Below are 25,682 nucleotides of genomic sequence, written 5' to 3' on the forward strand. Positions count from 1 at the left end.
GAACCTACTTGGTAAAGGTACGCACGAAGGAAATTTTAGAAAAATTTCATCTTGAACTAATTAGTGGTGAAGAAGGAATAAACCGCCCGATTACCACAAGCGATATTTCCAGACCAGGCATTGAAATGGCCGGATATTTTGAATTTTATCCTGCAGAGCGAATCCAGCTTTTGGGGAAAACGGAGCTTTCTTTTTTTGAAGAACTTACACTTAGTGAACGCATGTCCCGGATGGAACAGCTTTGCACTGATATTACTCCGGCCATCATTGTTACACGTGGTCTGGAGATTCCTCAAGAATTGATTGAAGCGTCTGAACGGGAATCTGTACCTGTCCTTCGCTGTGGCATGAAAACGACGCGTTTCTCCAGCCGATTAACGAATTTTTTAGAAAGTAAACTTGCGCCAACTACTGCTGTCCACGGAGTATTAGTTGATATTTACGGCGTTGGGGTGTTAATTACCGGTAAAAGCGGCGTTGGTAAAAGTGAAACTGCTTTGGAATTGGTCAAACGTGGACACCGTCTTGTCGCAGACGACTGTGTCGAAATCCGCCAAGAGGATCAAGATACCCTTGTCGGTACCTCTCCAGAATTAATTGAGCATTTATTAGAAATCCGCGGACTCGGAATTATCAATGTAATGACCTTATTTGGTGCAGGAGCAGTCCGCAGCAACAAAAAGATTTCGCTCGTGATCAGTCTCGAAAATTGGGATTCCAAAAAGCAGTATGACCGCCTTGGATTAGATGAAGAAAAAATGAAAATCATTGATACGGATGTAACCAAGCTGACCATTCCTGTTCGTCCCGGTCGAAACATTGCCGTTATTATCGAAGTTGCTGCAATGAACTTCCGGCTTAAACGGATGGGGGTTAATGCCGCCCAGCAATTTACTGAGCGTCTCTCCGAGGTCATTGAAGAAGGGGAACATGAAGATATTTAAGGGAAATAAGGAGACAAGAACATGAAAGAAAATATTCAGCCGCTTAACCCCATTGCCTTTACACTTGGACCGATTGAAGTGCACTGGTATGGAATTATCATAGGTTCAGGTTTGGCACTTGCCCTGTTCCTTGCCATCAGAGAAGGAAACCGCCGTGGTCTTCCGAAGGATACCTTTGCTGACTTAATGCTCTGGGCGATCCCGATTGCAATTATTTCAGCGCGGATTTATTATGTGATTTTTGAATGGAAGTATTATGCCCAGCATCCTAGTGAAATTCCTGCTATATGGAATGGAGGGATTGCCATCCATGGAGCCCTCATTGGTTCCGTTATTACCACTTATATCTTTGCAAAAAAACGGGGAATTTCCTTTTGGAAAATTACTGACATTGCTGCACCAAGCATCATCCTTGGCCAAGCTATCGGCCGCTGGGGAAATTTTATGAACCAAGAAGCACACGGTGGAGAAGTCACGAGAAGCTTCCTTGAAAATTTACATTTACCAGACTTCATTATCAACCAAATGTATATTAATGGAACCTATTATCACCCAACCTTTTTATACGAATCTGTTTGGGACTTTATTGGCTTTATCTTATTAATGCTGCTTCGCCGCGTTAACCTAAGACGTGGGGAGTTATTCCTCTCCTACGTGATTTGGTATTCCATCGGTCGTTTCTTTGTCGAGGGGATGAGGACCGACAGCCTCATGCTGACCAGTACCCTTAGAATGGCGCAAATGATTTCCATTGTTTTGGTCATTGGTGCGTTGGCTATCCTGCTGATTCGGCGAAAAAAGCATCTGTCAGAAGAACGTTATTTAGATCAATAAGTATAATAAGGCGGTGTAGGAAGCAACGATGACGAACAATATTACCACCCTTCTATTTGATTTAGATGGGACATTAATCGATACAAATGAATTAATTATTGCTACTTATTTACACACACTTGAAAAATATTATCCAAACAAATATAAACGAGAAGACGTCTTTCCGTTTATGGGGCCAACGCTTCAAGAAGCATTTGAAATGGTTGGGGCGGACCCGACCCGCGTGGAGGAAATGATTTTAGAATATCGGACCTATAATCTTGCGAACCATGATTTGCTCGTGAAAGAATTTCCAAATGTGCTCGAAACCATCCGGACGTTGAAGGAAAAAGGCTATAAGCTTGGAGTTGTCACAACCAAGCGTCATGATACGAGTTTAAAGGGCTTAGCCTTAATGAAGCTTGAAGAGTATTTTGATGTTGTGATTGCCTTGGATCATGTGACAAAGGTGAAGCCGGATCCAGAGCCGATTTTTAAAGCATTGGAGCAATTAAATTCTACATCTGAGGAAACCATTATGGTAGGAGATAATTTCCATGATATATTGGCAGGGAAAAATGCCGGTACGAAAACAGCTGGGGTTGCTTGGACGATTAAAGGTCGAGACTATCTTGCAAAATATGAACCGGATTATATGCTGGAAAACATGGCAGACCTATTAACCATTCTCGGAGAGTGAAAAGGATGAGAAAAACAACCCGCTACCCGGTTGAAGGGGCGAATTCCTTATGGCATGTTTACAAAACAGTTCCATTTTGGAAGGTGGTTAAAAATTTTATTGTCATCCAGCTGGCGCGGTACATGCCGTTTCTCGGGGTGAAAAATTGGCTGTACCGCACCTTCCTCCGGGTAAAGGTTGGGGAACAAACCTCGTTCGCATTAATGGTGATGCTCGATGTCATGTTTCCGGAAAAAATCAGTGTTGGCCGCAATACGGTTATTGGCTACAATACGACCATCCTGGCCCATGAATATTTAATTAAAGAATATCGGCTTGGTTCAGTCGACATTGGCAGTGAGGTCATGATTGGCGCGAATTCGACAATTCTCCCCGGAATCACAATTGGAGATGGGGCGATTGTTTCAGCCGGCACCCTTGTACATAAGGATGTACCACCGGGAAGCTTTGTTGGTGGAAACCCAATGCGGGTGATCTACACAAAGGAAGAACTGGAAAACCGTTGGGCAGATGACTTGGTTTATGGAACCGATAATAATGTAAAAGTCTAGTCTAAATCGACTGGACTTTTTTTGAATTTTTTAAAAAATGGGTACAAAAATAGGTGATAAGGCACATTTTCGTTCTCTATTCGGAACGTTATAATAATAGAGCACATATTAAAAGATTCATTCCTACACATCGGCAAATTTTTAATAGGTTTTATTTCTATTAAAATTTTGCCGATTTTTGTCTGAATCTATGAAAAGGGAGAGGATTACTTCTACACATTTTTAGAGACTGGTTTTTAATGGAATAAATTCCAAAAAAGGGATAGGTGGAAAGGTGTATGAAGAAAAAGAATTTTGGCAGACTTAGTAAATTAACGGTTTTCGCATTATTATTAGGTACGCTCACCTCACCATTTGCATCTTTTACTGCAAAGGCGGCAGATGCAGGAACAGCTCCAGTTAAACTTCGTCTGATGGAAACTACAGATATTCACTCCAACGTGATGGATTATGATTACTATAAGGATGCTCCTGTCAATAACTTCGGATTAGATAGAACTGCTGTGTTAGTCAAACAAGCTAGAGCAGAAGAACGAAATGCTGCTACGCATGACACTTATGAGCAGAACTCTATGCTTTTTGATGCAGGAGATTTAATTCAAGGAAATCCACTTGCTGATTATGTTGCAAAGGTTCATCCCCTGGGTCCCAACGATGTTCACCCAGTCTTTAAAGCTATGGCATTATTAGACTATGATGCTGGTATTGTAGGAAACCACGAATTTAACTATGGTTTGGACTATTTAAATTCAGTATTGCAGCATGCTCCGTTCAAAGCTGCTACTGGTGGGGTTGGCCGTGATGGAATTGTAAACGCCAACATTTATGTTGACGATCATAATTCCGATCCGTCGGATGACCAGAACTACTTCACACCTTATAAAATCATCAATAAGGTTGTAAAGGATGGAGATGGAAAGGATCAAACCATTAAAGTTGGCGTAATCGGATTTGCACCACCGCAAATTATGAATTGGGATAAAGATAAATTAGAAGGCAAGGTTATTGCTAAAGATATTGTCCAAACAGCTAAAAAATTCATACCGGAAATGAAAGCGAAAGGTGCTGATTTAATTGTTGCCATCGCCCACTCTGGTTGTGATATTGCCCAGAAAGACCAAGAAAATGCAGAAAATGCTGTTTACGCATTAAGTACAGTTCCAGGAATTGATGCATTACTATTTGGACATGCTCATGTAAACTTCCCTGGTGATGCTCAATTCAATGGGAAAGATGGAATCGACAACACAAAAGGAACCATTAACAATGTCCCTGCAATGGAGGCAGGTTTTTGGGGAAACAACCTTGGTGTAATGGATCTTAAATTGGAAAAAGTCGAAGGAAAATGGAAGGTTACCGATTCAAAGGCTGCTCTAAGACCTGTTACAACTGTTCAAACTCCCGACCAGGATGTGGTGAATGCTGTAAAAACTGAGCACGAAGCAACCATTGAATATGTGCGCGGAAAAATTGGTACCACTACCGCTCCTTTGTATAGTTATTTCGCCCAGGTCCAGGATGACCCGACAATCCAAATTGTCAACAATGCCCAAACGGAATACGTTAAGAAATGGATTGAAAGTAAAAACCCGGAATTAAAAGATATCCCAGTGTTATCAGCAGGAGCACCGTTCAAAGCCGGAGGCAGAAGCGGTCCGGACTATTATACAAATATTGAAGCTGGCGATCTCTCCATTAAAAGCGCTAATGATTTGTATTTATATCCTAATACTCTAAAAGCGGTACAAGTAACGGGTGCTACAGTAAGAGAGTGGCTTGAAATGGCAGCAGGACAATTTAATACCGTAGATCCTAATAATGGACATCCACAAGACATTATTAATGATGCTTTCCCATCCTACAATTTCGATGTCATTGATGGAGTAAAGTATCAAATAGATATTACTCAAAAACCGAGATACGACAAAAATGGTGTTCTGATTAATGCTGATTCCCATCGTATAGTAGGTTTGACAATGCCTGATGGAACACCTGTTAAAGACGATCAACCGTTTATTGTTGCCACAAACAACTACCGTACAGGCGGCGGCGGAAACTTCCCTGGCATTAACGGAAAAGAAAAAATTGTCGTGGATTCTCCGGATGAAAGCCGACAAGTATTAATGAACTACATTCAAGATCAAGGTACAGTCAACCCATCCGCAGATGGTAACTGGTCCATTAAGCCTGTTAATAAAACAGCCCAATTGACTTTTAAATCTTCGCCTTCAGCGAAAACTTATGCTGAACAGTCAAGTACGATTAAATCGATTGGAAAAGTAACGGATAGTGATGGGAAGGTTTGGGGCAAGTATCAATTCGGTAAAGATGTTCATGTTCAACTATTAGGCATCAATGACCTCCATGGACAATTGGATTACAAGACAACAGTCTCAGGAAAACCTGTAGGCGGCATTGAATACTTAGCCGGTTATTTGAAAGAAAGAGAAGCATTGAACCCAGCTAACACATTAATGGTCCAAGCTGGAGATGCAGTTGGGGCAAGCCGCCCAGTATCTGCGTTATTACAGGATGAACCAACCATCCGCTTCTTAAACGAACTTGGTTTTGACGTGGGTACGATTGGTAACCACGAGTTTGATGAAGGTGTCACAGAAATGAAGCGGTTAATCTATGGCGGTGCCCATCCAAAAACGGTTGATAAGTATGGACCATTTGAAGGAGCAGCATTCCCTTACGTCGTTGCAAATGTTGTGGACGATAAAACAGATGAGCTAATTTTACCACCGTATGTAATAAAAGAAGTGGATGGTGTTAAGATTGGATTTATCGGTGTGGTTACAACTGAAACACCAAGCATTGTTACCCCAAGCGGCGTAGCAGGAGTTCATTTCACGGATGAAACAGATGCCATTAATAAGTATGCGAAGGAATTAGAAGGTAAAGGTGTTAAATCCATCGTTGTACTTGCCCATGATCCAGGAACCTCCGCTGCGGATGGTTCAAATCCAACTGGTAAGGTGGTTGACATTGCAAAAGCTGTCTATCCTGAAGTCGATGTCATCTTCGGTGCGCATGACCACAAGTATTTGAATTCAACAGTGAATGGCAAATTACTCGTTCAATCTTATTCATACGGTACTGCGTTCTCGGATGTTGATTTAACTATTGACCCGGTTACACAGGATATTGTGAAGAAACAAGCTGAGATTGTATCAACCTTTCAAGATGATAAACATTTGGATGCAAAAGTGAAGGCAGAACTTGATGCTTATCAGGCATATGTCGCTCCCATCACTAGTGAAGTGGTTGGCCAAGCGGCAGCACCGATTTCTCGTACTGCCAATGCATCAGGTGAAACGGCATTAGGCAATCTTATTGCTGATGGAATGAAAGCTGCAACGAATACGGACTTTGCCTTTATGAATGTTGGTGGAATCCGGGATGATATTAAAAAAGAAGGTCCAATTACATGGGGGGATTTATTTGCTATCCAGCCATTCGGTAATGATATTGTTACCGAAAAAATTACTGGTGAACAAGTAAGAATACTCCTTAATCAGCAATTTGCTGCTGACAGAAACCGTATCATGCAAATCGCAGGTTTGAAGTATACATGGTCAAATAATTTGCCAATTGGGCGAAAGGTTCTCGATATTTACCTTCCAAATGGTAAGAAAATTGATCCTAAAGGCGTTTATTCCGTAACTGTTAATAACTTTATGGCTGACGGCGGAGATGGATTCACCATTTTAAAACAAGGAACGGACCGGGTAACCTGGATGTCTGATTTAGATGCATTTGTTAATTATGTAAAATCCTTTGATGAGAAGCCAATTTCAGCACAAATTGAAGGTAGAATTTTAATTGATACTGTAGCACCTGACGCTCCAAAGGTGGATGAAGTCACTGATCAGTCAACAAAGGTTACTGGGACAACAGAAGAGGATGCAAAGGTAGAGGTTAAAGCAGGTGGTCAGGTTATTGGCACAGCTACGGCAAAAGCAGATGGTTCATTTACAGTTGATATTCCACATTTAAAAGCTGGAACAGAAGTTTCGGTTACTGCAACAGACGCTGCAGGTAACACAAGTTCGGAAACAAAGGTAGTGGTTAAGGACGTAACAGCACCAGATGCTCCAGATATAGGACAAATCATTGCACCAGCTAAGAGTGTAACTGGTAAAGCAGAAGCCGGTTCAACCGTAAAAGTATTTAAAGAAAAAACTCTGCTTGGTATGGCGGCCGCTGATAAAAACGGAGTCTTCTATATACCGTTTAAATCAGCGCAAACACATGACACTGTTTTATCCTTTACTGCAACGGATGCGGTGGGGAATACAAGTAAAGAAACAAATGTTAAACTTGTAAAAAGTAATCCAAAGTTCCAATAAAATGGCATCTTAATCATGGAATGAACAAAATTTTTATTCTTTAACCCCCTGAAACTTTTTTAGGGGGCTTTTTTCGGAAGTTTTTCATTGACGAAAGGGTACCCTAGAGGTAAACTACAAATAATATACTTTATCTTACTACCAATTTAGCAGACTAAAGGATTCTGTAAAAAAGGCGGTGTGAGCGGAGCCGAACAATACCTATTACTTGGATTTCTTAATTAATCGGAACTATCCAGTATATGTATTATTATGGTTTGGCGCAGCTCCGCCCTTTATCCATAGAAAAGGATGATCGTAATGAGCCGTTTGTTTATGTTTGAGAAGCCATTGGGCATGAGAGACACACTGCCAGGGTTATTTGAAAAGAAACACCATGTTCAATCCTTATTAGCGGATGCGATTAAGCTTTGGGGTTACCAATTTATTGAAACCCCGGCTCTTGAATACTATGAAACGGTCGGGGTGGCATCAGCGATTCCGGACCGTCAGCTTTTTAAATTACTTGATAAAGATGGACATACGCTTGTGTTAAGACCGGAGATGACGGCCCCGATTGCACGCGTCGCCGCCTCAAAGCTATTACAGGACGACCTGCCATTAAGATTAGCTTATACGGCAAACGTTTATCGGGCTCAGCGCCGTGAGGGCGGCAGACCGGCTGAATTTGAACAAATTGGTGTGGAGTTTATCAATGATGAGACCGTCTCGTGTGACGGCGAAGTGATTTCACTTTTAGTCTCCTCTTTAAAGCAAGCCGGTTTGGAAGAATTTCAAATATCGATTGGCCATACGTCCTTTACCGAGGAATTATTTTTACAAATTTTAGGCACAGAGGAACGGGCAGACTCACTAAGGAGATTTTTATTTGAAAAAAATTATGTCGGGTATCGCGAGCATGTTTCTTCACTCTCGTTGTCCTCGATTGATAAACAAAGGCTCCTGCAATTCCTTGAATTACGCGGCGGAGAAGAAGTTATTGGCATGGCGCTTGATTTAATCGAAAACGAGCAAGGCAAACAAGCCATCCTCCAGCTCAAAGAATGTTGGGATGTCCTCAATGATTACGGTGTACAGGATCAAGTGAGATTTGATTTAACACTGGTCGGCCATATGAGTTACTATTCGGGAATTTTCTTTGAAGCCTATGCTGGGAATGTCGGTTTTCCGATTGGAAATGGCGGCAGATATAGTTTAATCGAGAAGTTTGGTAAAAAAGCAAATGCAACCGGATTTGCACTCCAGCTTGATCGGATATTAGAAGCGATGGGTGAATTTGAAACTCAAAATGATCTGCAGTGTATTTTCTTCAGCCAGGAAAGGCGGAGGGAGGGCATCCAGTTAGCCCAAAAAATGCAGGAACAAGGAAAGCGTGTCGTGCTTCAGGATATTTCCGGGGTGCAAAATCTTGATGCTTTTTCGAAGAAATTTTCAAATGTGATGTATTTAATCGGAAAAGCAGGAAAGGAGCCCGCAGATGTGTAATTTGCTAACGATTGCGATGCCAAAAGGGCGAATATTTGAAGAGGCAGTTGTTTTACTTCGCAAGGCAGACTATAAGCTGCCGCCGGAATTTGAAGATTCACGCAAGCTGATCATCGATATTGAGGAAGAGGGCCTTCGGTTTATTTTGGCCAAACCAATGGATGTCCCTACCTATGTGGAACATGGTGTTGCCGATGTCGGGATTGCTGGGAAAGATGTTATGCTTGAGGAAGACCGAGATGTTTATGAGCTTCTTGATTTAAAAATCAGCAGCTGTTATTTGGCGGTAGCAGGTCTGCCGGACACCAAAATGAATGATGTGGCCCCTAAAGTAGCCACCAAATATCCGAAAGTGGCGGCAGCCTATTTCCGCGAGCAGGGCGAACAAGTGGAAATTATCCGTTTAAATGGATCGATTGAGCTTGCTCCGATTATTGGCTTAGCAGATCGGATTGTGGATATCGTTTCTTCTGGCCGGACATTAAAAGAAAATGGGCTTGTGGAATATGAACGGATTGTCGATGTGACATCCCGGATCATCGTCAATCCTGTTAGTTATCGAATTAAGGATGCAAAAATAAATGAGCTCGTATCGAGGCTTAATGAAGTGGTTTCAGTGGAGGTCAATTCATAATGAAAATTCAAAAGGTTGATGATTTGGTTTCGATTAAACGATCAATTGAAACTGGTACATCTGAGCAGCTGGCGATTGTAAAAAATATTCTTTCTGACATTCGCACTCGTGGTGATGAAGCGTTAAGGGAGTATACCGAAAAATTTGACCATGTTCAGTTAGCTTCTTTTTCGGTAACGGAAGAGGAAATCGCGGAAGCTTACGAGACGGTGGATGAAGATTTTGTTGCGATTGTTCGGGAGGCGGCAGAAAATATCCGCTCCTTCCATGAAAAACAGCTTCGTCCCTCCTGGATGACAACAGAAGAAAATGGAACCATCCTAGGACAAAAGATTACTGCACTTGATTCTGTTGGTGTCTATGTACCGGGCGGAACCGCAGCATATCCTTCCTCGGTGCTGATGAATGTGATTCCGGCAAAAGTGGCCGGTGTTAAACGGATTGTCATGGTATCGCCGCCAAACAAGGAAGGAAAGCTGCCAGCTGCCGTTTTAGTTGCCGCAAAGGAAGCGGGTGTCAAGGAAATCTATAAGGTCGGCGGCGCTCAAGCCATTGCTGCGCTTGCCTATGGAACAGCTACCATTGCATCGGTTGATAAAATTACAGGCCCAGGGAATATATTCGTTGCTTTGGCGAAACGTGAGGTTTTTGGCGATGTTGATATCGATATGATTGCCGGACCAAGCGAAATTGCTGTTCTTGCTGATGAAACAGCAAGGGCGGGCGAGATTGCAGCCGACCTATTATCACAGGCGGAGCATGATCCTCGTGCCTGCAGTGTTCTGGTTACACCGTCGCAACGATTAGCAGATGAGGTTTCTTTAGAGGTAGAAAAACAACTGGCATTATTGCCGAGAAAAGAAATTGCTGCGCGTTCCATTGAAGATTATGGCGTCATTTATGTGGCGGCAAATTTGGATGAAGCAGTGGAGACTATCAATGTCCTTGCACCGGAACATTTAGAAATCATCACGGAAAATGCAATGGAGCTTCTTGGGAAAATCCGCCATGCAGGAGCGATTTTTATCGGACGGTACAGTTCAGAGCCAGTTGGTGATTATTTTGCGGGACCCAATCATGTGTTGCCGACAAATGGAACAGCCCGCTTTTCCAGCCCGCTTAATGTGGATGATTTTCAAAAGAAATCCAGTGTCATTATTTACAGTGAAAAAGCTATGAAGGATAATGGAGCAAAAATTGCAGCGTTTGCCCGGATGGAAGGGCTGGAAGCACATGCAAGGGCAGTGGAAATGAGACTGAAAAACTAACTTTGGGACAATTTTTGGGGATTCGCAAATAAAGTCCATGAATTCGCAAATAAATTGGTTAGATTGGCAAATAAAAGGCGTGAATTCGCAAATAAGTTCCTTAGATTCGCAAATAAAAGCGGATTCCGACCAATTCAAATATAAATACTAGAAAAAACAACTTAGGAGGGCCCCTTCATGGAAAGAGTGGCAGGAATTGAACGGAAAACAAATGAAACACAAATTAAACTTTCTTTAGCAATTGATGGTGAAGGACATTCAGAACTTGAAACAGGGGTGCCATTCCTTACTCATATGCTTGACCTATTTACAAAACATGGGCAATTTAATCTTATGGTAGATGCGCAGGGCGATATTGAAGTTGATGGCCACCATACCACAGAGGACATCGGAATATGCCTCGGACAGGCACTTCGGGAAGCACTCGGTGATAAACGGGGGATTAAGCGCTATGGGAATGCGTTTGTCCCAATGGATGAAGCATTGGCGCAAGTAGTAGTCGATCTCAGCAACCGTCCGCATCTTGAAATGCGTGCTGAGTTCCCTGGTCAAAAGGTTGGTACTTTTGATACCGAACTCGTCCATGAGTTTTTATGGAAGCTGGCACTGGAGGCGCGGATGAACCTTCATGTCATTGTTCATTATGGAAAAAATACACACCATATGATTGAAGCAGTTTTTAAAGCATTGGGCAGGGCGCTGGACGAAGCAACCACGATTGACCCGCGGATTAAAGGGGTCCCATCGACAAAAGGGATGTTATAGTAAGTCGTTTTCGTAAATTTAGCTGTTTTTAACTGAACTTATTACTTTGAAAAAGGGTATAATTATGCTTTATTAGCGAATTTTCAGTCTTTATCAGCGAATCACATAATGCAATGAACAACGAAGGGAGTGTAATCAATGATTGGCATAGTTGACTACGGAATGGGAAATCTTTTCAGTGTCAGCAAGGCACTTGAGCGTTTAGGTGCAGAATATTTTATTTCCGCCCAAAAAAGTGAATTGCTCGCAGCAGATGCATTAATTCTTCCAGGGGTCGGTGCTTTCCGGGACGCAATGGAGCTCTTGCCAGTGGAAACGATTAAGGAATTTGCTGCAACAGGAAAACCGCTCCTTGGGATTTGCCTTGGCATGCAGCTTCTTTTTGAGGAAAGTGAAGAAAACGGACCGACGAAAGGGTTAGGCCTGTTACCTGGAAAAGTGCGCAGGTTTTCGGGCAAAACGCCTGAGGGCGACACCTACAAAGTCCCTCACATGGGATGGAACCGCCTTGAATTTGTAAAAGCTTCGCCTCTTTTAGAAAATCTTGAAGAGGATTACGTTTATTTTGTTCACTCCTATTATGTGGACGCAGCCGGCTCCGACGTTTTACTGGCGAAGGCAAACTACCATGAAGAGGTTTCTGCGGTTGTAGGCAGGGACAATATTTTTGGAATGCAGTTTCATCCGGAAAAAAGCAGTAAACTGGGAATGGCACTTTTAAATAATTTTTTACAATTAGTTGAAAAAAAGGAGGCTGTGCGATGAGTATCACGATTTACCCTGCGATTGATATGCGGGGCGGAAAATGCGTACGCCTTCTCCAGGGAGATTACGACAAAGAAACGATTTATGGGGACTCCCCTTTTGCAATGGCACAGCAATTTGCGGCAGACGGAGCAGAATGGATTCATATGGTGGATCTCGACGGGGCAAAGGATGGAAAACGGGTAAATGACCGTTTTGTCATAGAGGCGGCAAAACAGCTGTCGGTGAATGTTCAAATTGGCGGTGGTATTCGATCGGAAGAAGATATTGTCCACTACCTTGAAAACGGTGTAAATCGGGTGATCATCGGGAGCATTGCCGTTTCAAATCCTGAGTTCGCCATTGAAATGATTAAAAAATATCAAGAGCAAATCGTAATCGGTATTGATGCAAAGGATGGTTATGTAGCAACACATGGCTGGCTTGATACATCAAAAGTAAAGGCAATTGATTTAGGGAAACAGTTTGCTGACGCTGGAGCGGAAACGTTTATTTTTACCGATATTGCAACCGACGGAACGCTTGCCGGGCCAAATATTGCAGCGGTTTGCGAAATGGCAAAGGTAACGGGCAAAAATGTGATTGCCTCTGGGGGCGTTAGCAGTTTAGCTGATCTAAGTGCCTTAAAATCGGTTTCGTATCAGGGCGTTAGCGGTGCGATTGTTGGAAAGGCCCTCTATGAAAAACGGTTTACTTTAAAGGAAGCACTTGATGAGGTGAGAGTATGGCCTTAACAAAAAGAATTATTCCCTGTCTGGACGTAAAAGAAGGCAGGGTGGTAAAAGGAATCCAATTCGTCCAGCTCCGTGATGCTGGTGACCCTGTTGAGTTGGCGAGATTTTATGATGAACAAGGTGCCGATGAACTTGTTTTTCTTGATATTTCCGCATCGGTCGAAGGCAGAAAAACAATGGTAGAAGTGGTAAAGGCAGTTGCATCCGAGCTTGCAATCCCCTTTACGGTCGGTGGGGGAATCAATGCTTTAGAGGATATGAAACGAATTCTCCGGGCCGGTGCAGACAAGGTATCACTGAATACAGCAGCGGTTTTAAATCCGAAGCTAATTGAAGAAGGGGCAAGTTTTTTCGGATCCCAGTGTATCGTGGTTGCCATTGATGCAAAATTTGATGAAGAGATGGGAACATGGCGTGTTTATACCCATGGCGGCCGCACACCAACTGATAAAAAAGTAGTCGATTGGGCGCGGGAAGCAGCAGCACTTGGTGCGGGCGAAATTCTATTAACGAGTATGGACAGTGATGGCGAGAAAAATGGCTTCGACCTTGAATTGACGAAAGCTGTAAGCGATGCTGTTCCTATCCCAGTTATTGCTTCAGGGGGCGCAGGAAATGCAGCCCATTTTGAAGCAGCATTTTTAACAGCGAAAGCGGATGCGGCTCTTGCTGCATCGATTTTTCACTATAAAGAAACGTCTGTACATGAAGTGAAGAGCTATTTAAGGGAAAAAGGAGTGACGGTACGATGAAGGTGAAATTTGATGAAAAGGGGCTTGTTCCCGCGATTATCCAGGATGCAGGTACAAAAGAAGTATTAACCCTTGCCTATATGAACGAGGAATCGCTCAAAAAAACATTGGAAACAGGAGAAACCTGGTTTTACAGCCGCTCACGTCAGGAGCTATGGCATAAGGGTGAAACAAGCGGGAATACACAGTCTGTTGTAAGTATTAACTATGATTGTGATCAAGATGCACTCTTAGTACTTGTTTATCCGAAAGGTCCTGCCTGCCATACTGGTGCGGTCAGTTGTTTTTCCGAAAGAGTATATGAAGGCGGGGCAAGTTTAAGTGATTATCAAATCTTGCCATCACTTGAAAAAGTCATCCTAGACCGTCAGCGGGACCGTCCGGAAGGGGCTTATACTACCTATCTTTTTGAAAAAGGCGTCGATAAGATTTTGAAAAAAGTAGGGGAAGAAGCAGCAGAAGTCATCATTGCCGCGAAAAATCGAGACCACGAAGAACTAAAGTGGGAAGCAGCGGATTTACTCTACCACCTACAAGTTTTATTGGTTGAGCAAGAGCTTCCGTTTAAGGAAGTATTGAAAACATTAGAAGAAAGACACAAAGACCGGTCGTAAGCTGACTGGTTTTTTTATGCCAACTTCTGAAACCCTTCTCGGATAACCTCCCATTATGTTATACTACATAAGTTATGTATGCTTTAAAGAAAGATGGAGGACTTTATGGGAAAAGACTCGAAAGCAAGAATTCAAAAGGGAAAAATTCTCTCATTTGTCCCAACAGGGGAATATTATTTCAAGAAGGGATTAAAGGCCTACTATCGACGTGACTTTATCAAAGCAAAAAAATACCTGGGGCGTGCAATGCAGCTTGAGCCGGGTGAGCCGATTATTACTTGCCAGCTGGCGATTGTATCGACAGAACTAGGTGAATTTGAGAACTCGAATCGACTTTTGCATCAAATCCTTGAAGAACTTGATGACCAAATGGTGGAATGCCATTATTTTTTAGCGAATAATTATGCCCACATGGGATTATTTAAAGATGCTTATCACCATGCAAAACTTTATATAGACCTAGAGCCTGATGGTGAATTTATTGAAGATACAGAAGACCTCCTTGAGTTACTTCTTTTTGAAGAAGAAGGACTTGAAGAGGAGCTTTATCAGCAGGACGATCTGATTGTTAAACAAGAGCAAGCAAGAGATTTACTAGAGTCAGGATATTTTCCTAAGGCGATTGAATTATTAAAAGACGTTGTCGAGGAGTATCCCGAGTATTGGTCTGCTTATAATAATTTAGCCCTTGCCTATTTTTATTTAGGAAAAACGGAAAAAGCCGAATCGATTTTAGATGACGTCCTGGTAAGGAATCCGGGGAATCTTCATGCACTTTGTAACCGGCTAGTATTTGCCCATTATCAAGGGCAATTTAAAAGTGCTGATCGATTAATGGAATCCTTGAGAAAAATAAAACCGCTTCTTGTTGAACAACAATTTAAGCTTGGGGCAACGTTTGCCCTAGTCGGGGAATATGAGCTTGCCTACTATTGGCTTAAAAAGCTATATAAAAAGGGTTTTGATGGAGACGGTCCATTCTATTATTGGCTCTCCAGTGCGGCCTATCATACTGGTAACAGGAATTTCGCTGAGAATATTTGGAAAAAGGTTCTAGAAATCAATCCGGAAAAAGAAGGATTTGAACCATGGAATGCTGACCGTGTACAGGGAGGCGGATTTGAGGACCATCCAAGTTCCATTTTTCAAAAATTAGACAGCGATTATATTGAGGAACGATTATTTGCCCTTTTTCTTACAGCGGTATCAGATAAAGCAGAGGATATTTTCTCATCCAACCGCTTTTTGGAAAATCAAAGGCTGACGCCGATGGAACGGGAATATGTAGCCTTTATCAAATCCGGCATACCTTCCATTACGGCTGATGCGCAAGAAATTGCCGAGCTTTTGTATCAAAACCATCAACCGATCGGACCAATTGAATCGGGCTTATATTTAATCTGGTTTTCGACATTTGTAGAAATTTCGAAGTCAGATGTTAAATTGAAAAATAAGCAGGCATGGGCTGGAGCGATTGAATATGTTTGGAGCAAGCTTCGCAGTGAAAAAGTATCGCGGCAGGAAATCGCCAATCGGTATGGACTATCCGCAGCTACTGTTGGGAAATATGTTAAATTGGTGAACAACTTTTTAAACTAAGCAAATTCTTGGACTATAACCAATTTGTTTTATACGATTAGGGAAAGGGAATGATATACCTAATCGTATTTTATAGGGAGTGAACCAAAAGTGTCCGAAGAAAAAATTTATGATGTCATTATTGCGGGTGCTGGCCCAGCTGGTATGACCGCTGCAGTATATACTTCACGTGCAAACCTTTCAACACTTATGATTGAGCGCGGGATGCCGGGCGGGCAGATGGCCAACACAGAGGATGTTGAAAATTACCCGGGCTTTGAAAGTATTTTAGGTCCGGACTTATCCACTAAAATGTTCGAGCATGCTAAAAAATTTGGTGCTGAATATGCATACGGTGATATTAAAGAAATTGTGGACCATGGTGATTATAAAGTAGTTAATGCCGGCTCAAAACAATATAAAGCTTATTCCGTGATTATTACGACGGGTGCTGAGTATAAAAAGGTCGGTGTTCCCGGGGAAAAAGAACTTGGCGGACGCGGTGTTTCTTATTGTGCAGTCTGTGACGGAGCTTTCTTTAAAAACAAAGAGCTTGTTGTGATTGGCGGCGGAGACTCTGCTGTTGAAGAAGGTGTTTATTTAACAAGATTTGCATCAAAAGTAACGATTGTTCATCGCCGTGATCAGCTTCGTGCGCAAAAAATACTGCAAGACCGGGCATTTGCCAATGAGAAAGTGGATTTCATTTGGAATCACACCATCAAATCGATTAATGATAAGGATGGAAAGGTTGGCAGTGTAACGTTGGTATCAACGGTAAATGGGGAGGAGCAGGAATTTAAGGCGGATGGTGTATTTATTTACGTCGGTATGCTGCCATTATCGAAGCCTTTTGCAAACTTGGGAATTACCAACGAAAATGGCTATATTGAAACAAATGAGCGTATGGAAACTAAAGTGCATGGAATTTTCGCTGCTGGAGATATTCGTGAAAAAACATTGCGTCAAATCGTAACTGCTACAGGTGACGGCAGTATTGCCGCCCAAGCCGCACAGCATTACGTGGAGGAGCTAAAGGAAGAATTAAAGCTTAAAAAGTAACTCTCTTTTAATTCTTCTGTAACAGTAGTGAAATAAAGATGGGGTATGATAGTGATAGTAATTGACCCCCTTTAAAAATATACTTTTTGTGCACAGGCCAAAAACCTGTGCTATTTTTTTTGCCTTTCTTAATGATTTAATTAAGAAAGGAATTTTTTAGTTAATTATCAAATTTGTATTCATTGTGACTGGATATTAAAAATAGTATAATGAAATGAATCATTACATCGGGGATTTTTTTGAAGAAAAATTGATAAATAAAGGCTGGTTTTCAGCGCCTGGAATTGGCGCTTACGTTTTTGGAAGAAGGTGAGAAAAGTGCAGCGGGTCACCAATTGTGTATTAATAAGGGATAATCAAATTTTGTTGCTGCAAAAGCCGCGGCGTGGCTGGTGGGTGGCTCCGGGCGGCAAAATGGAGCCGGGTGAATCTGTCAGAGATTCCTGTATTCGGGAATTCCGAGAAGAAACGGGAATATACTTGAAAAACCCACAATTAAAGGGCGTTTTCACGATGATTATCAAAGAAAATGATTGTGTGGAATCCGAATGGATGATGTTTTCATTTTTGGCGAATGACTCAGACGGCATGGATGTGGAAGAGTCAGAAGAAGGAATTCTTCAGTGGCACGCATTGGATAAAATTAAAAATCTGCCAATGGCAGCGGGTGATTATCATATCATCGATTATATGATTCATGGAAAAGGAATCATTTACGGCACTTTCACGTATACAAAGGATTTTCAACTAATCAGTTATCGATTAGATCCAAGTTAATTTATTAGGGGGAATTGAAAATGAGTACCGGGTCTACGGGCGATACTCAAATGGTCATCATTACAGGAATGTCTGGAGCAGGAAAAACAGTTGCCATTCAAAGCTTTGAAGATTTAGGGTTCTTCTGTGTTGATAATTTACCCCCGACATTATTGCCAAAATTTCTTGAACTAATGAAGGAATCAGGGAATAAAATGAATAAAGTGGCCTTAGTCATGGATTTGCGCGGGAGAGAGTTTTTTGATCACCTTTTTAAAGCTCTTGATGACCTAGCGGAAACCTCATGGGTTACTCCAAGGATTTTATTCTTGGATTCAGATGATTCCACTCTAGTACGCAGGTACAAAGAAACAAGACGGTCACACCCGCTGGCACATGAAGGTCTTCCATTAGAAGGGATTAAGCTGGAAAGGGATCTTTTAGAGGAATTAAAAGGTCGTGCCCAATTGATTTATAATACTTCAGAAATGAAGCCGCGCGAATTGCGAGAAAAAATTTTAACGGAATTTACTGCGAATAAAGAACATATTTTTACTGTCAATGTCATGTCATTTGGATTTAAGCACGGGCTTCCAATCGATGCTGACCTTGTCTTTGATGTGCGTTTCCTGCCAAATCCACATTATATTGAACATATGCGGCCTAAAACAGGAATGGATGAGGAAGTCTCCAGTTATGTTTTAAAATGGAGTGAAACGCAAAAGTTTTTAGAAAAGGTAACAGACTTGCTTTCCTTTATGCTCCCTCATTATAAGCGGGAAGGAAAGGCGCAGTTGATTATTGCGATTGGTTGTACGGGCGGGCAGCACCGCTCGGTAGCACTTGCGGAGTATATTGGAAAGTTTTTTGAGAAGGATTACAAAACGTGTATTTCGCACCGTGACATTGAAAGGAGAAAGGAAAAAACTACATGAGCAATTTCGGACAGCCAAGAATCGTCATCATTGGTGGAGGAACTGGATTGCCTGTTTTGTTACGGGGATTAAAGCAATATCCTGTTGATATCACTGCGATCGTTACCGTTGCGGATGACGGCGGGAGTTCAGGGAGACTGCGAGATGACCTGCATATTCCCCCGCCTGGAGATATTCGCAATGTGTTAGCAGCCATGTCGGATGTGGAGCCGCTTGTCGAGGAAATGTTTCAGCATCGCTTTAAAACCTCGAATGAGTTATCAGGGCACTCACTTGGGAATCTCATTCTTGCAGCCATGACATCGATTACCGGAAACTTTGTTCATGCCATTCAAGAAATGAGCAAGGTTTTAAATGTTCGCGGCAAGGTATTACCGGCAGCCAATCAAAGTGTCGTTTTGCATGCTGAAATGGAAGACGGGGCTGTTGTTTCAGGTGAATCAAAGATTCCATATTCGGGTAAAAAAATAAAAAGAGTTTTTTTAACACCGAATGATATTCGTCCATTACCTGAATCCATTCAGGCGCTACGCCAAGCTGATTTAATCATCATTGGTCCAGGGAGCCTTTATACAAGCATTTTGCCGAACCTTCTTGTTCCAAAGCTTGGCGGTGAATTATGCAAGGCCCATGCCAAAAAAGTGTATATCTGTAATTTGATGACGCAGGCAGGGGAAACCCACGGCTTTACAGCGAGTGATCATGTAAAGGCGATTTATGATCATATGAATTGTGCATTCATTGATACGGTTCTGGTCAATAATGAAGAAATTCCTCCAGAGATACAGCTCCGGTATAATGAAGAATTAGCGGACCCTGTTCTCTATGATTTTCCGCGTCTTTACGAGCTCGGATTAGAAGTGGTTCATGCAGATATTGCCATTCAGGAAAACGGGGCTTTGAGGCATGACCCGAAAAAAGTTGCCAACATCTTATATAATTTGCTTATGGATGAAACTAAAAAGCGTTATCATCGTAAATAAATGTAGGCAAGAAATTTGAAGGGGATGAAGGGATGTCTTTCGCTTCGGAAACGAAAAAAGAATTAACTAACTTGGAAGTGAAAACGTGTTGCATTCAGGCGGAGCTTTCTGCTTTAATTCGAATGAACGGTTCCCTTTCCTTTTCAAATCGGAAGTTAGTTGTCGATATTCAAACGGAAAATGCGGCAATTGCCAGAAGAATCTACACATTGTTAAAAAAAAGCTATGATGTGCAGGTAGAATTGCTTGTTCGAAAAAAAATGAGGTTAAAAAAAAATAATGTTTATATTGTCCGTTTAGCGGACCAGGCAAAAGAAATTCTGGAAGATACGAAAATCTTAGGTGAAGGCTTCACTTTTATTCATGATATTTCAAACGATTTAATCAAAAAGAAATGCTGTAAGCGTTCTTATTTACGCGGTGCATTTCTTGCCGGCGGGTCTGTGAATAATCCGGAGACGTCTTCCTATCATTTGGAAATTTTTTCGCTTTACAAGGAACACAATGATTCTTTATGCGAATTAATGAATACATTTGGTTTAAACAGCAAAACACTTGAGCGGAAAAAAGGTTTTATTACCTACCTAAAGGAAGCAGAGAAAATTACCGAGTTTTTAAATATTATCGGTGCTCATAATGCTCTTTTACGTTTTGAAGATGTCCGAATTGTAAGGGATATGAGGAATTCAGTTAATCGTCTGGTAAATTGTGAAACAGCGAACTTAAACAAAACGATTGGGGCATCGATTCGTCAGGTAGAGAATATACGTTATATAGACCAAACAGTTGGACTGCATATTTTACCGGATAAGCTCAGGGAAATTGCGGAGCTCCGTATGAACTATACAGATGTAACGCTAAAAGAGCTTGGTGAAATGGTTTCCGGAGGAGCAATCAGCAAGTCAGGAATCAATCACCGTTTAAGAAAAATTGATGAGATTGCAGAAAAACTGCGACTTGGTGAAGTAGCTGTAAAAAATAGATAAACTTTTTGAGGAGGATATTAGAAATGTTGGAAAGAAAAGTGGAGGTAAAATTGAAAACCGGTCTTCAAGCCCGACCAGCAGCTTTATTTGTTCAGGAGGCTAACCGATTTTCTGCAGATGTTTTTCTTGAAAAAGATGGCAAAAAAGTAAATGCTAAAAGTATCATGGGGCTGATGAGTCTTGCCGTCGGTTCAGGGGTGGTCATTAATATCATTGCTGATGGAACCGATGAAGAAAAGGCCATTACAACATTAACTGAATTTGTAGAAAATGAACATTAAGTAAGTAAGGGTTCGGCCGCTGAGTGGCCAAACCCTTTTTTTCTTAAAAGAGAGGTTTTTTATAGACAAAAAATCCGTTGGGGCCGAAGAACTGTCTAAAAAAAGAGGTTTGATAGACAGAAAACCCGTTGAGGCCGAAGAATTGTCTAAAAAAAGAGGTTTTATAGACAAAAAATCCGTTGAGGCCGAAGAACTGTCTAAAAAAAGAGGTTTTATAGACAAAAAACCCGTTGAGGCTGAAGAATTGTCTAAAAAAAGAGGTTTTATAGACAAAAAATCCGTTGAGGCCGAAGAATTGTCTAAAAAAAGAGGTTTTATAGACAAAAAACCCGTTGAGGCTGAAGAATTGTCTAAAAAAAGAGGTTTTATAGACAAAAAATCCGTTGAGGCCGAAGAATTGTCTAAAAAAAGAGGTTTTATAGACAAAAAACCCGTTGAGGCTGAAGAATTGTCTAAAAAAAGAGGTTTTATAGACAAAAAATCCGTTGAGGCCGAAGAACTGTCTAAAAAAAGAGGTTTTATAGACAAAAAATCCGTTGGGGCCGAAGAATTGTCTAAAAAAAGAGGTTTTATAGACAAAAAATCCGTTGAGGCCGAAGAATTGTCTAAAAAAAGAGGTTTTATAGACAAAAAACCCGTTGAGGCTGAAGAATTGTCTAAAAAAAGAGGTTTTATAGACAAAAAATCCGTTGAGGCCGAAGAACTGTCTAAAAAAAGAGGTTTTATAGACAAAAAACCCTGTAAAGACCGAAAAACAGTCCAAAAAAGAACTCTTTTATAACCTTAAAAAAGCAACCAGCCCAAAAGCTGGTTGCTTTAAATATTATTTTTTATTCTTTTCATCTAATAAATTACGAGTAATAATTTTGTCGATTAACCCGTATTCTTTTGCTCTATCGGCAGTCATGAAATTATCGCGGTCTGTATCCTTGGCGATCACTTCAAGCGGTTGGCCTGTACGTTCTGCTAGAATTCCATTTAATTTATCGCGAAGGAATAAAATTCGTTTTGCAGCGATTTCAATCTCCGTCGCCTGTCCTTGGGCGCCGCCAAGTGGCTGGTGGATCATGACTTCTGCATTTGGAAGGGCGAAACGCTTGCCTTTTTCCCCTGCAGCAAGTAAGAAGGCACCCATGGAAGCAGCCATCCCAATACATACAGTTGATACATTTGGCTTAATATATTGCATCGTATCAAAAATGGCCATTCCGGCAGTGATGCTTCCGCCAGGGCTGTTGATGTAAAGGGTGATGTCCTTTTCAGGATTTTCTGCTTCAAGGAATAATAATTGGGCAACAATGGAGTTTGAGACATTGTCATCAATTGCACTGCCAAGCATAATGATCCGGTCTTTTAACAAGCGGGAATAGATGTCATAGGCTCTTTCCCCTCTGTTTGTTTGTTCAATAACTGTAGGAATCAAATTCATTTTTCTTCCTCCTTTAAGTATAAAATTTAAAACTTATGTACTGTTATCATACACTGATGGTCAATAAAGGTCAAACATTTCGATTGTAAAATTGTTCGACAACTTTCCTTCCTTCATCATTTCCATCTCTCCTAAATTTAAACCTGTTTTTCCCTTGCATTTAGGTGCGATATCGCATATAATAGGTAAGTCGCTAATATTTGCCCTCGTGGTGCAACGGATAGCACGTAAGATTCCGGTTCTTGAGATGTGGGTTCGATTCCTGCCGAGGGCGTAAATACATTTAGTAATATTAAGGATTTCCTGCGAATTTATCGCGGGAAATTTTTTTATTTCCTAGACTGCTAAATATTTCAAAATAGCATAGAAAGGGCCCCTCGAACTAGAAGAAGGCCCATTTTCATTAAGCACTTTTCGCAATATGTTGATTTTCAGCTTTTTTATATATCAATTTTCTTATTACCGGAATTGTCCAACGGTCCAAACCGATTTTTCCAGCATTCATTCCTGCCACAAGAATAAACATGCCTAATAAAACCATTTGGGGATTTGTACTTGTTGTTCCTGATAACATATAAGCAAAGTTCATTGTAAGTCCCATTAGAATAGAAAATGAAGTGAAAATTCCCAAAATTAATCCGAGACCCACTAAAAATTCTCCCCAAGGAATCATTACATTAAAAAGCTCAACGTTTGGAATTGCAACATCATTTAAAAAACTTCCCCACCAAGGTTGAACAGCAGGGTGTTCACCAGACATATTTTTTAATGCTCCATATAAAAAGCCACTAGCATCAAATTTTCCACTGGAGATTTTTCCTAAGCCAGCATTTAGCCACTCCCATCCAAGATAGAGTCGAATTACAGTAAGAATGAATGATACGTAACGGTTTTCTCTTAAAAATTGATTAAACATAATTAACCTCCTGTTCAATTGATAATAATTATCATTGATAACGATTGTCATTATCGTTTATTTTTTTATTACAGTCAATAAGAAAATTGAAAATAAATGAAATTAAGTAAATATTCTTATTCAGAAGTATTATTAGGAATGAGAACTATTCTAATGTAATTAGAAAATAATAGTTGAAACTAATTAAAGTGTTATCAATTTTAAAGGACTGTGTGAGGGGATTTTCAGGTGACAATACCGTTTCGGTTGTTTCTACCAAAAATGACTGCAAGTTTTTGTCACAATATTGTCATAAAATTATGTGGATTATAAAAAGCTGCAATAGTAAAATTAAAATGAAAAATTAAATGATATTGATTATCATTATCGACTGTGAGGTGAGAAAATGAAGAAGTGGATTATCGTCCCATTGCTGATTTGTTTTATGTTAATTTCCCATCAAGTATCCGCAGCAGGTTCTTGGGATGGAGTAGTTTCAGATATTAATGGATTCTTGAATAAAGCAATGGATGAATATGAAGAAGGCAATAAGACAAAAGCAAAAGAATGGGTTAACGAGGCTTATTTTGGGCCCTTTGAGAGCGATAAAATGGAGCAGGCCATCCGAATTAATATTTCATCAAAGCGTGCAGCGGAAATAGAATTCCAATTTAACGGGATTAAAAAGAAAATGGTTGCAGGAGAAGACATTAAGACAATCCAACAAGATGTGGATGACTTAATGGAAATGTTAAAGACTGATAAAAATATTTTGCTAAAAGCAGAGCAGGGTTCTAGAGGGCTATGGTTCTATTCCTTCTTAATCATCGTGCGGGAAGGTTTAGAAGCCATTTTAGTTATTTCTGCAATCGTCGCCTTTCTCATTAAATCTGGGAACATTAGCAGGGTTAAGGAAGTGTACCAAAGTACAGTTATTGCCATCCTGGCAAGTTTTATAACAGCATACCTATTTCAAACACTTATTCATGTAAGCGGTAGAGCCCAGGAAGTAATGGAAGGGACGATATTGTTCATTGCAACTGCGTTCTTATTTTCAATGGGATACTGGATGTTCAGAAATGCAGACCCAAAACGATGGAAACAATACATTGAAGGAAAGATCAAAGATTCTCTTACAAATAGAAAAAGATTAATGCTTTGGTTTGCTGTTTTCCTTGCAGTATATCGTGAGGGGGCTGAAACCGTTTTGTTCTACCAAGCATTACTTGCGGATTCACCTGGGGAAACCACACCTGTATGGCTAGGCTTTATTGCTGGGGCTGTTGTTCTGATTATTCTTTTCTTCATCATTCGGTTTACGAGCACCAGATTACCATTAAGACCATTTTTCATTCTTTCAGGAATCCTTCTTTATGTTCTTGCGTTTATCTTTGCAGGAGAAGGGATGAAAGAATTACAAGCAGGAGGGCTTTTTAGTAATTCTACGATTTCGGGATTTCCAGTTAGTGGAACATTGGGGATTTATCCAAGCTGGGAAGGTATTGGGATTCAATCCTTCATAATATTAGCCATGATTTTAGCAATCTTATTCAGGAAAAAGAAAACAACGATTAATACATTCAATAAAGGAGCAGAACAGTGATGAAAAATGGCTATCTTGTAACAACTTTAATAAGTTTGATTATTTTATTGGCTGGTTGTGGTGCTACAAATACAAGTAAAACCACTTCCCAATCAGATCATGCAACCCAAAATGCACATGGAAAAGCAGTTAAAGAAATACCTGTCGGAGATTCAGTTGAGAAGGAAGGGATGGATATTGCTGCAGTTTACTTTGAAGCAGCAGAAATGTACCCTCCTGAAAAAGCAGGATTACAACCAAATGAGGCAGATGTTCACCTAGAAGCAGATATTAAAGCAACAAAAGATAATAAAACTGGTTTTGGTGCAGGAGAGTGGATGCCGTTCTTAACCGTCAACTATAAATTAAAGAACGTGGATAGTGGTCAAGAGACATCAGGGACATTCATGCCAATGAATGCTGCGGATGGACCACATTATGGTTCAAATGTAAAAATGTTAGGCGCGGGAAAATATAAACTATCTTTATCGATTGAATCACCAGAAAAGCAAAACTACTTACTCCATGTGGATAAAGGTAGTGGAGTAGAAGGAAAATTCTGGACAAAGCCAATTGAAGTGGATTGGGAATTCCCTTATATGCCAAAGAAATAATTAAAAAGGCAAGAGCTTTCTTGCCTTTTTTGAGTAATAAAGAAAGGCGCTTGCGTTTTTCTTCCTACGAAAGGATATGAAAAGTTGATGTTAGAATTCTTATCTTTCCTTATTAAGACAGGTATTGAATTTCTCTTTATTGTCATACTTTTGACTAATATTTTGCAGTTACGTAACCTTCAAAGATTAATACCTTATCTT

Annotated in this window: 25 protein-coding genes and 1 tRNA gene; 24 read left to right on the forward strand and 2 right to left on the reverse strand. The window is 40.8% G+C overall.

Annotated elements, in window-relative coordinates; genetic code table 11:
• Positions 1 to 8 precede the first annotated feature (8 nt).
• From hprK to J2Y67_RS09440, 21 genes are all read left to right on the forward strand, one after another.
• Positions 9 to 944 carry an HPr(Ser) kinase/phosphatase gene (hprK, locus tag J2Y67_RS09340; RefSeq protein ID WP_310173183.1) on the forward strand — a complete coding sequence of 312 codons (936 nt, stop codon included), beginning with the start codon at positions 9 to 11 and terminating at the stop codon, positions 942 to 944.
• A 21-nt stretch (positions 945 to 965) separates the two neighbouring features.
• Positions 966 to 1,778 carry a prolipoprotein diacylglyceryl transferase gene (gene lgt, locus J2Y67_RS09345; RefSeq protein ID WP_310173185.1) on the forward strand — a complete coding sequence of 271 codons (813 nt, stop codon included), beginning with the start codon at positions 966 to 968 and terminating at the stop codon, positions 1,776 to 1,778.
• 28 nt (positions 1,779 to 1,806) lie between these two features.
• Positions 1,807 to 2,457 carry a pyrophosphatase PpaX gene (gene ppaX, locus J2Y67_RS09350; protein ID WP_310173187.1) on the forward strand — a complete coding sequence of 217 codons (651 nt, stop codon included), beginning with the start codon at positions 1,807 to 1,809 and terminating at the stop codon, positions 2,455 to 2,457.
• A 5-nt stretch (positions 2,458 to 2,462) separates the two neighbouring features.
• Entirely contained in the window at positions 2,463 to 3,008 is a 546-nt protein-coding gene (locus J2Y67_RS09355; RefSeq protein ID WP_310173190.1) for an acyltransferase, read from the forward strand.
• Between the two features lie 278 nt (positions 3,009 to 3,286).
• Positions 3,287 to 7,363, forward strand: a complete 4,077-nt coding sequence (locus J2Y67_RS09360; protein ID WP_310173192.1) for a bifunctional 2',3'-cyclic-nucleotide 2'-phosphodiesterase/3'-nucleotidase — start codon at positions 3,287 to 3,289, stop codon at positions 7,361 to 7,363.
• Between the two features lie 300 nt (positions 7,364 to 7,663).
• On the forward strand, positions 7,664 to 8,848 hold the full coding sequence (locus J2Y67_RS09365; RefSeq protein ID WP_310173194.1) for an ATP phosphoribosyltransferase regulatory subunit: 1,185 nt from the start codon (positions 7,664 to 7,666) through the stop codon (positions 8,846 to 8,848).
• On the forward strand, positions 8,841 to 9,482 hold the full coding sequence (gene hisG, locus J2Y67_RS09370; protein WP_310173195.1) for an ATP phosphoribosyltransferase: 642 nt from the start codon (positions 8,841 to 8,843) through the stop codon (positions 9,480 to 9,482). The genes J2Y67_RS09365 and hisG overlap by 8 nt, the downstream gene beginning before the upstream one ends.
• Entirely contained in the window at positions 9,482 to 10,750 is a 1,269-nt protein-coding gene (gene hisD / locus J2Y67_RS09375; RefSeq protein WP_310173197.1) for a histidinol dehydrogenase, read from the forward strand. The genes hisG and hisD overlap by 1 nt, the downstream gene beginning before the upstream one ends.
• Before the next feature lie 177 nt (positions 10,751 to 10,927).
• Complete coding sequence (hisB, locus tag J2Y67_RS09380) at positions 10,928 to 11,515, forward strand: imidazoleglycerol-phosphate dehydratase HisB (RefSeq protein ID WP_310173198.1); 588 nt, start codon at positions 10,928 to 10,930, stop codon at positions 11,513 to 11,515.
• Between the two features lie 138 nt (positions 11,516 to 11,653).
• Positions 11,654 to 12,280, forward strand: a complete 627-nt coding sequence (gene hisH, locus J2Y67_RS09385) for an imidazole glycerol phosphate synthase subunit HisH (RefSeq protein ID WP_310173199.1) — start codon at positions 11,654 to 11,656, stop codon at positions 12,278 to 12,280.
• On the forward strand, positions 12,277 to 13,014 hold the full coding sequence (gene hisA, locus J2Y67_RS09390) for a 1-(5-phosphoribosyl)-5-[(5-phosphoribosylamino)methylideneamino]imidazole-4-carboxamide isomerase (RefSeq protein WP_310173201.1): 738 nt from the start codon (positions 12,277 to 12,279) through the stop codon (positions 13,012 to 13,014). Before hisH ends, hisA begins: the two co-directional genes overlap by 4 nt.
• The gene (gene hisF / locus J2Y67_RS09395) at positions 13,005 to 13,766 is read left to right on the forward strand and encodes an imidazole glycerol phosphate synthase subunit HisF (protein ID WP_310173204.1); all 762 of its coding nucleotides are present in this window, start codon (positions 13,005 to 13,007) and stop codon (positions 13,764 to 13,766) included. Before hisA ends, hisF begins: the two co-directional genes overlap by 10 nt.
• Complete coding sequence (gene hisIE / locus J2Y67_RS09400; protein ID WP_310173206.1) at positions 13,763 to 14,380, forward strand: bifunctional phosphoribosyl-AMP cyclohydrolase/phosphoribosyl-ATP diphosphatase HisIE; 618 nt, start codon at positions 13,763 to 13,765, stop codon at positions 14,378 to 14,380. The genes hisF and hisIE overlap by 4 nt, the downstream gene beginning before the upstream one ends.
• A gap of 105 nt (positions 14,381 to 14,485) precedes the next feature.
• Positions 14,486 to 15,979: a tetratricopeptide repeat protein gene (locus J2Y67_RS09405; protein WP_310173207.1), complete on the forward strand. Its 1,494-nt coding sequence runs from the start codon at positions 14,486 to 14,488 to the stop codon at positions 15,977 to 15,979.
• 90 nt (positions 15,980 to 16,069) lie between these two features.
• Complete coding sequence (gene trxB / locus J2Y67_RS09410) at positions 16,070 to 17,020, forward strand: thioredoxin-disulfide reductase (protein WP_310173211.1); 951 nt, start codon at positions 16,070 to 16,072, stop codon at positions 17,018 to 17,020.
• A gap of 318 nt (positions 17,021 to 17,338) precedes the next feature.
• Positions 17,339 to 17,797, forward strand: coding sequence for an NUDIX hydrolase (locus J2Y67_RS09415; RefSeq protein ID WP_310173434.1), 459 nt, complete (start codon positions 17,339 to 17,341; stop codon positions 17,795 to 17,797).
• A gap of 20 nt (positions 17,798 to 17,817) precedes the next feature.
• The gene (rapZ, locus tag J2Y67_RS09420; protein ID WP_310173212.1) at positions 17,818 to 18,711 is read left to right on the forward strand and encodes an RNase adapter RapZ; all 894 of its coding nucleotides are present in this window, start codon (positions 17,818 to 17,820) and stop codon (positions 18,709 to 18,711) included.
• On the forward strand, positions 18,708 to 19,694 hold the full coding sequence (locus J2Y67_RS09425; RefSeq protein ID WP_310173215.1) for a gluconeogenesis factor YvcK family protein: 987 nt from the start codon (positions 18,708 to 18,710) through the stop codon (positions 19,692 to 19,694). Before rapZ ends, J2Y67_RS09425 begins: the two co-directional genes overlap by 4 nt.
• A 32-nt stretch (positions 19,695 to 19,726) precedes the next feature.
• Positions 19,727 to 20,680, forward strand: a complete 954-nt coding sequence (whiA, locus tag J2Y67_RS09430; RefSeq protein ID WP_310173217.1) for a DNA-binding protein WhiA — start codon at positions 19,727 to 19,729, stop codon at positions 20,678 to 20,680.
• A 23-nt stretch (positions 20,681 to 20,703) separates the two neighbouring features.
• Entirely contained in the window at positions 20,704 to 20,961 is a 258-nt protein-coding gene (locus J2Y67_RS09435) for an HPr family phosphocarrier protein (protein WP_310173218.1), read from the forward strand.
• Positions 20,962 to 21,070: 109 nt separating this feature from the next.
• Positions 21,071 to 21,742 carry a hypothetical protein gene (locus tag J2Y67_RS09440; RefSeq protein ID WP_310173220.1) on the forward strand — a complete coding sequence of 224 codons (672 nt, stop codon included), beginning with the start codon at positions 21,071 to 21,073 and terminating at the stop codon, positions 21,740 to 21,742.
• Positions 21,743 to 21,784: 42 nt separating this feature from the next.
• Here the strand turns inward: J2Y67_RS09440 and clpP are convergent, their stop codons facing one another.
• Positions 21,785 to 22,390: an ATP-dependent Clp endopeptidase proteolytic subunit ClpP gene (gene clpP, locus J2Y67_RS09445; RefSeq protein WP_310173222.1), complete on the reverse strand. Its 606-nt coding sequence runs from the start codon at positions 22,388 to 22,390 to the stop codon at positions 21,785 to 21,787.
• A 202-nt stretch (positions 22,391 to 22,592) separates the two neighbouring features.
• Between clpP and J2Y67_RS09450 the strand changes: the two genes are divergently transcribed.
• A tRNA-Arg gene (locus tag J2Y67_RS09450) sits at positions 22,593 to 22,664 on the forward strand.
• A 129-nt stretch (positions 22,665 to 22,793) separates the two neighbouring features.
• Here J2Y67_RS09450 and J2Y67_RS09455 read toward each other — a convergent pair.
• Positions 22,794 to 23,306, reverse strand: a complete 513-nt coding sequence (locus J2Y67_RS09455) for a DoxX family protein (RefSeq protein WP_310173224.1) — start codon at positions 23,304 to 23,306, stop codon at positions 22,794 to 22,796.
• 385 nt (positions 23,307 to 23,691) lie between these two features.
• Between J2Y67_RS09455 and J2Y67_RS09460 the strand changes: the two genes are divergently transcribed.
• Positions 23,692 to 24,888, forward strand: coding sequence for an FTR1 family iron permease (locus J2Y67_RS09460; RefSeq protein WP_310173227.1), 1,197 nt, complete (start codon positions 23,692 to 23,694; stop codon positions 24,886 to 24,888).
• Positions 24,888 to 25,481, forward strand: coding sequence for an iron transporter (locus J2Y67_RS09465; RefSeq protein ID WP_310173229.1), 594 nt, complete (start codon positions 24,888 to 24,890; stop codon positions 25,479 to 25,481). The genes J2Y67_RS09460 and J2Y67_RS09465 overlap by 1 nt, the downstream gene beginning before the upstream one ends.
• Positions 25,482 to 25,682 lie beyond the last annotated feature (201 nt).

It is taken from the genome of Neobacillus niacini, assembly GCF_031456445.1.
GTDB classification, from domain to species: domain Bacteria; phylum Bacillota; class Bacilli; order Bacillales; family Cytobacillaceae; genus Neobacillus; species Neobacillus niacini_I.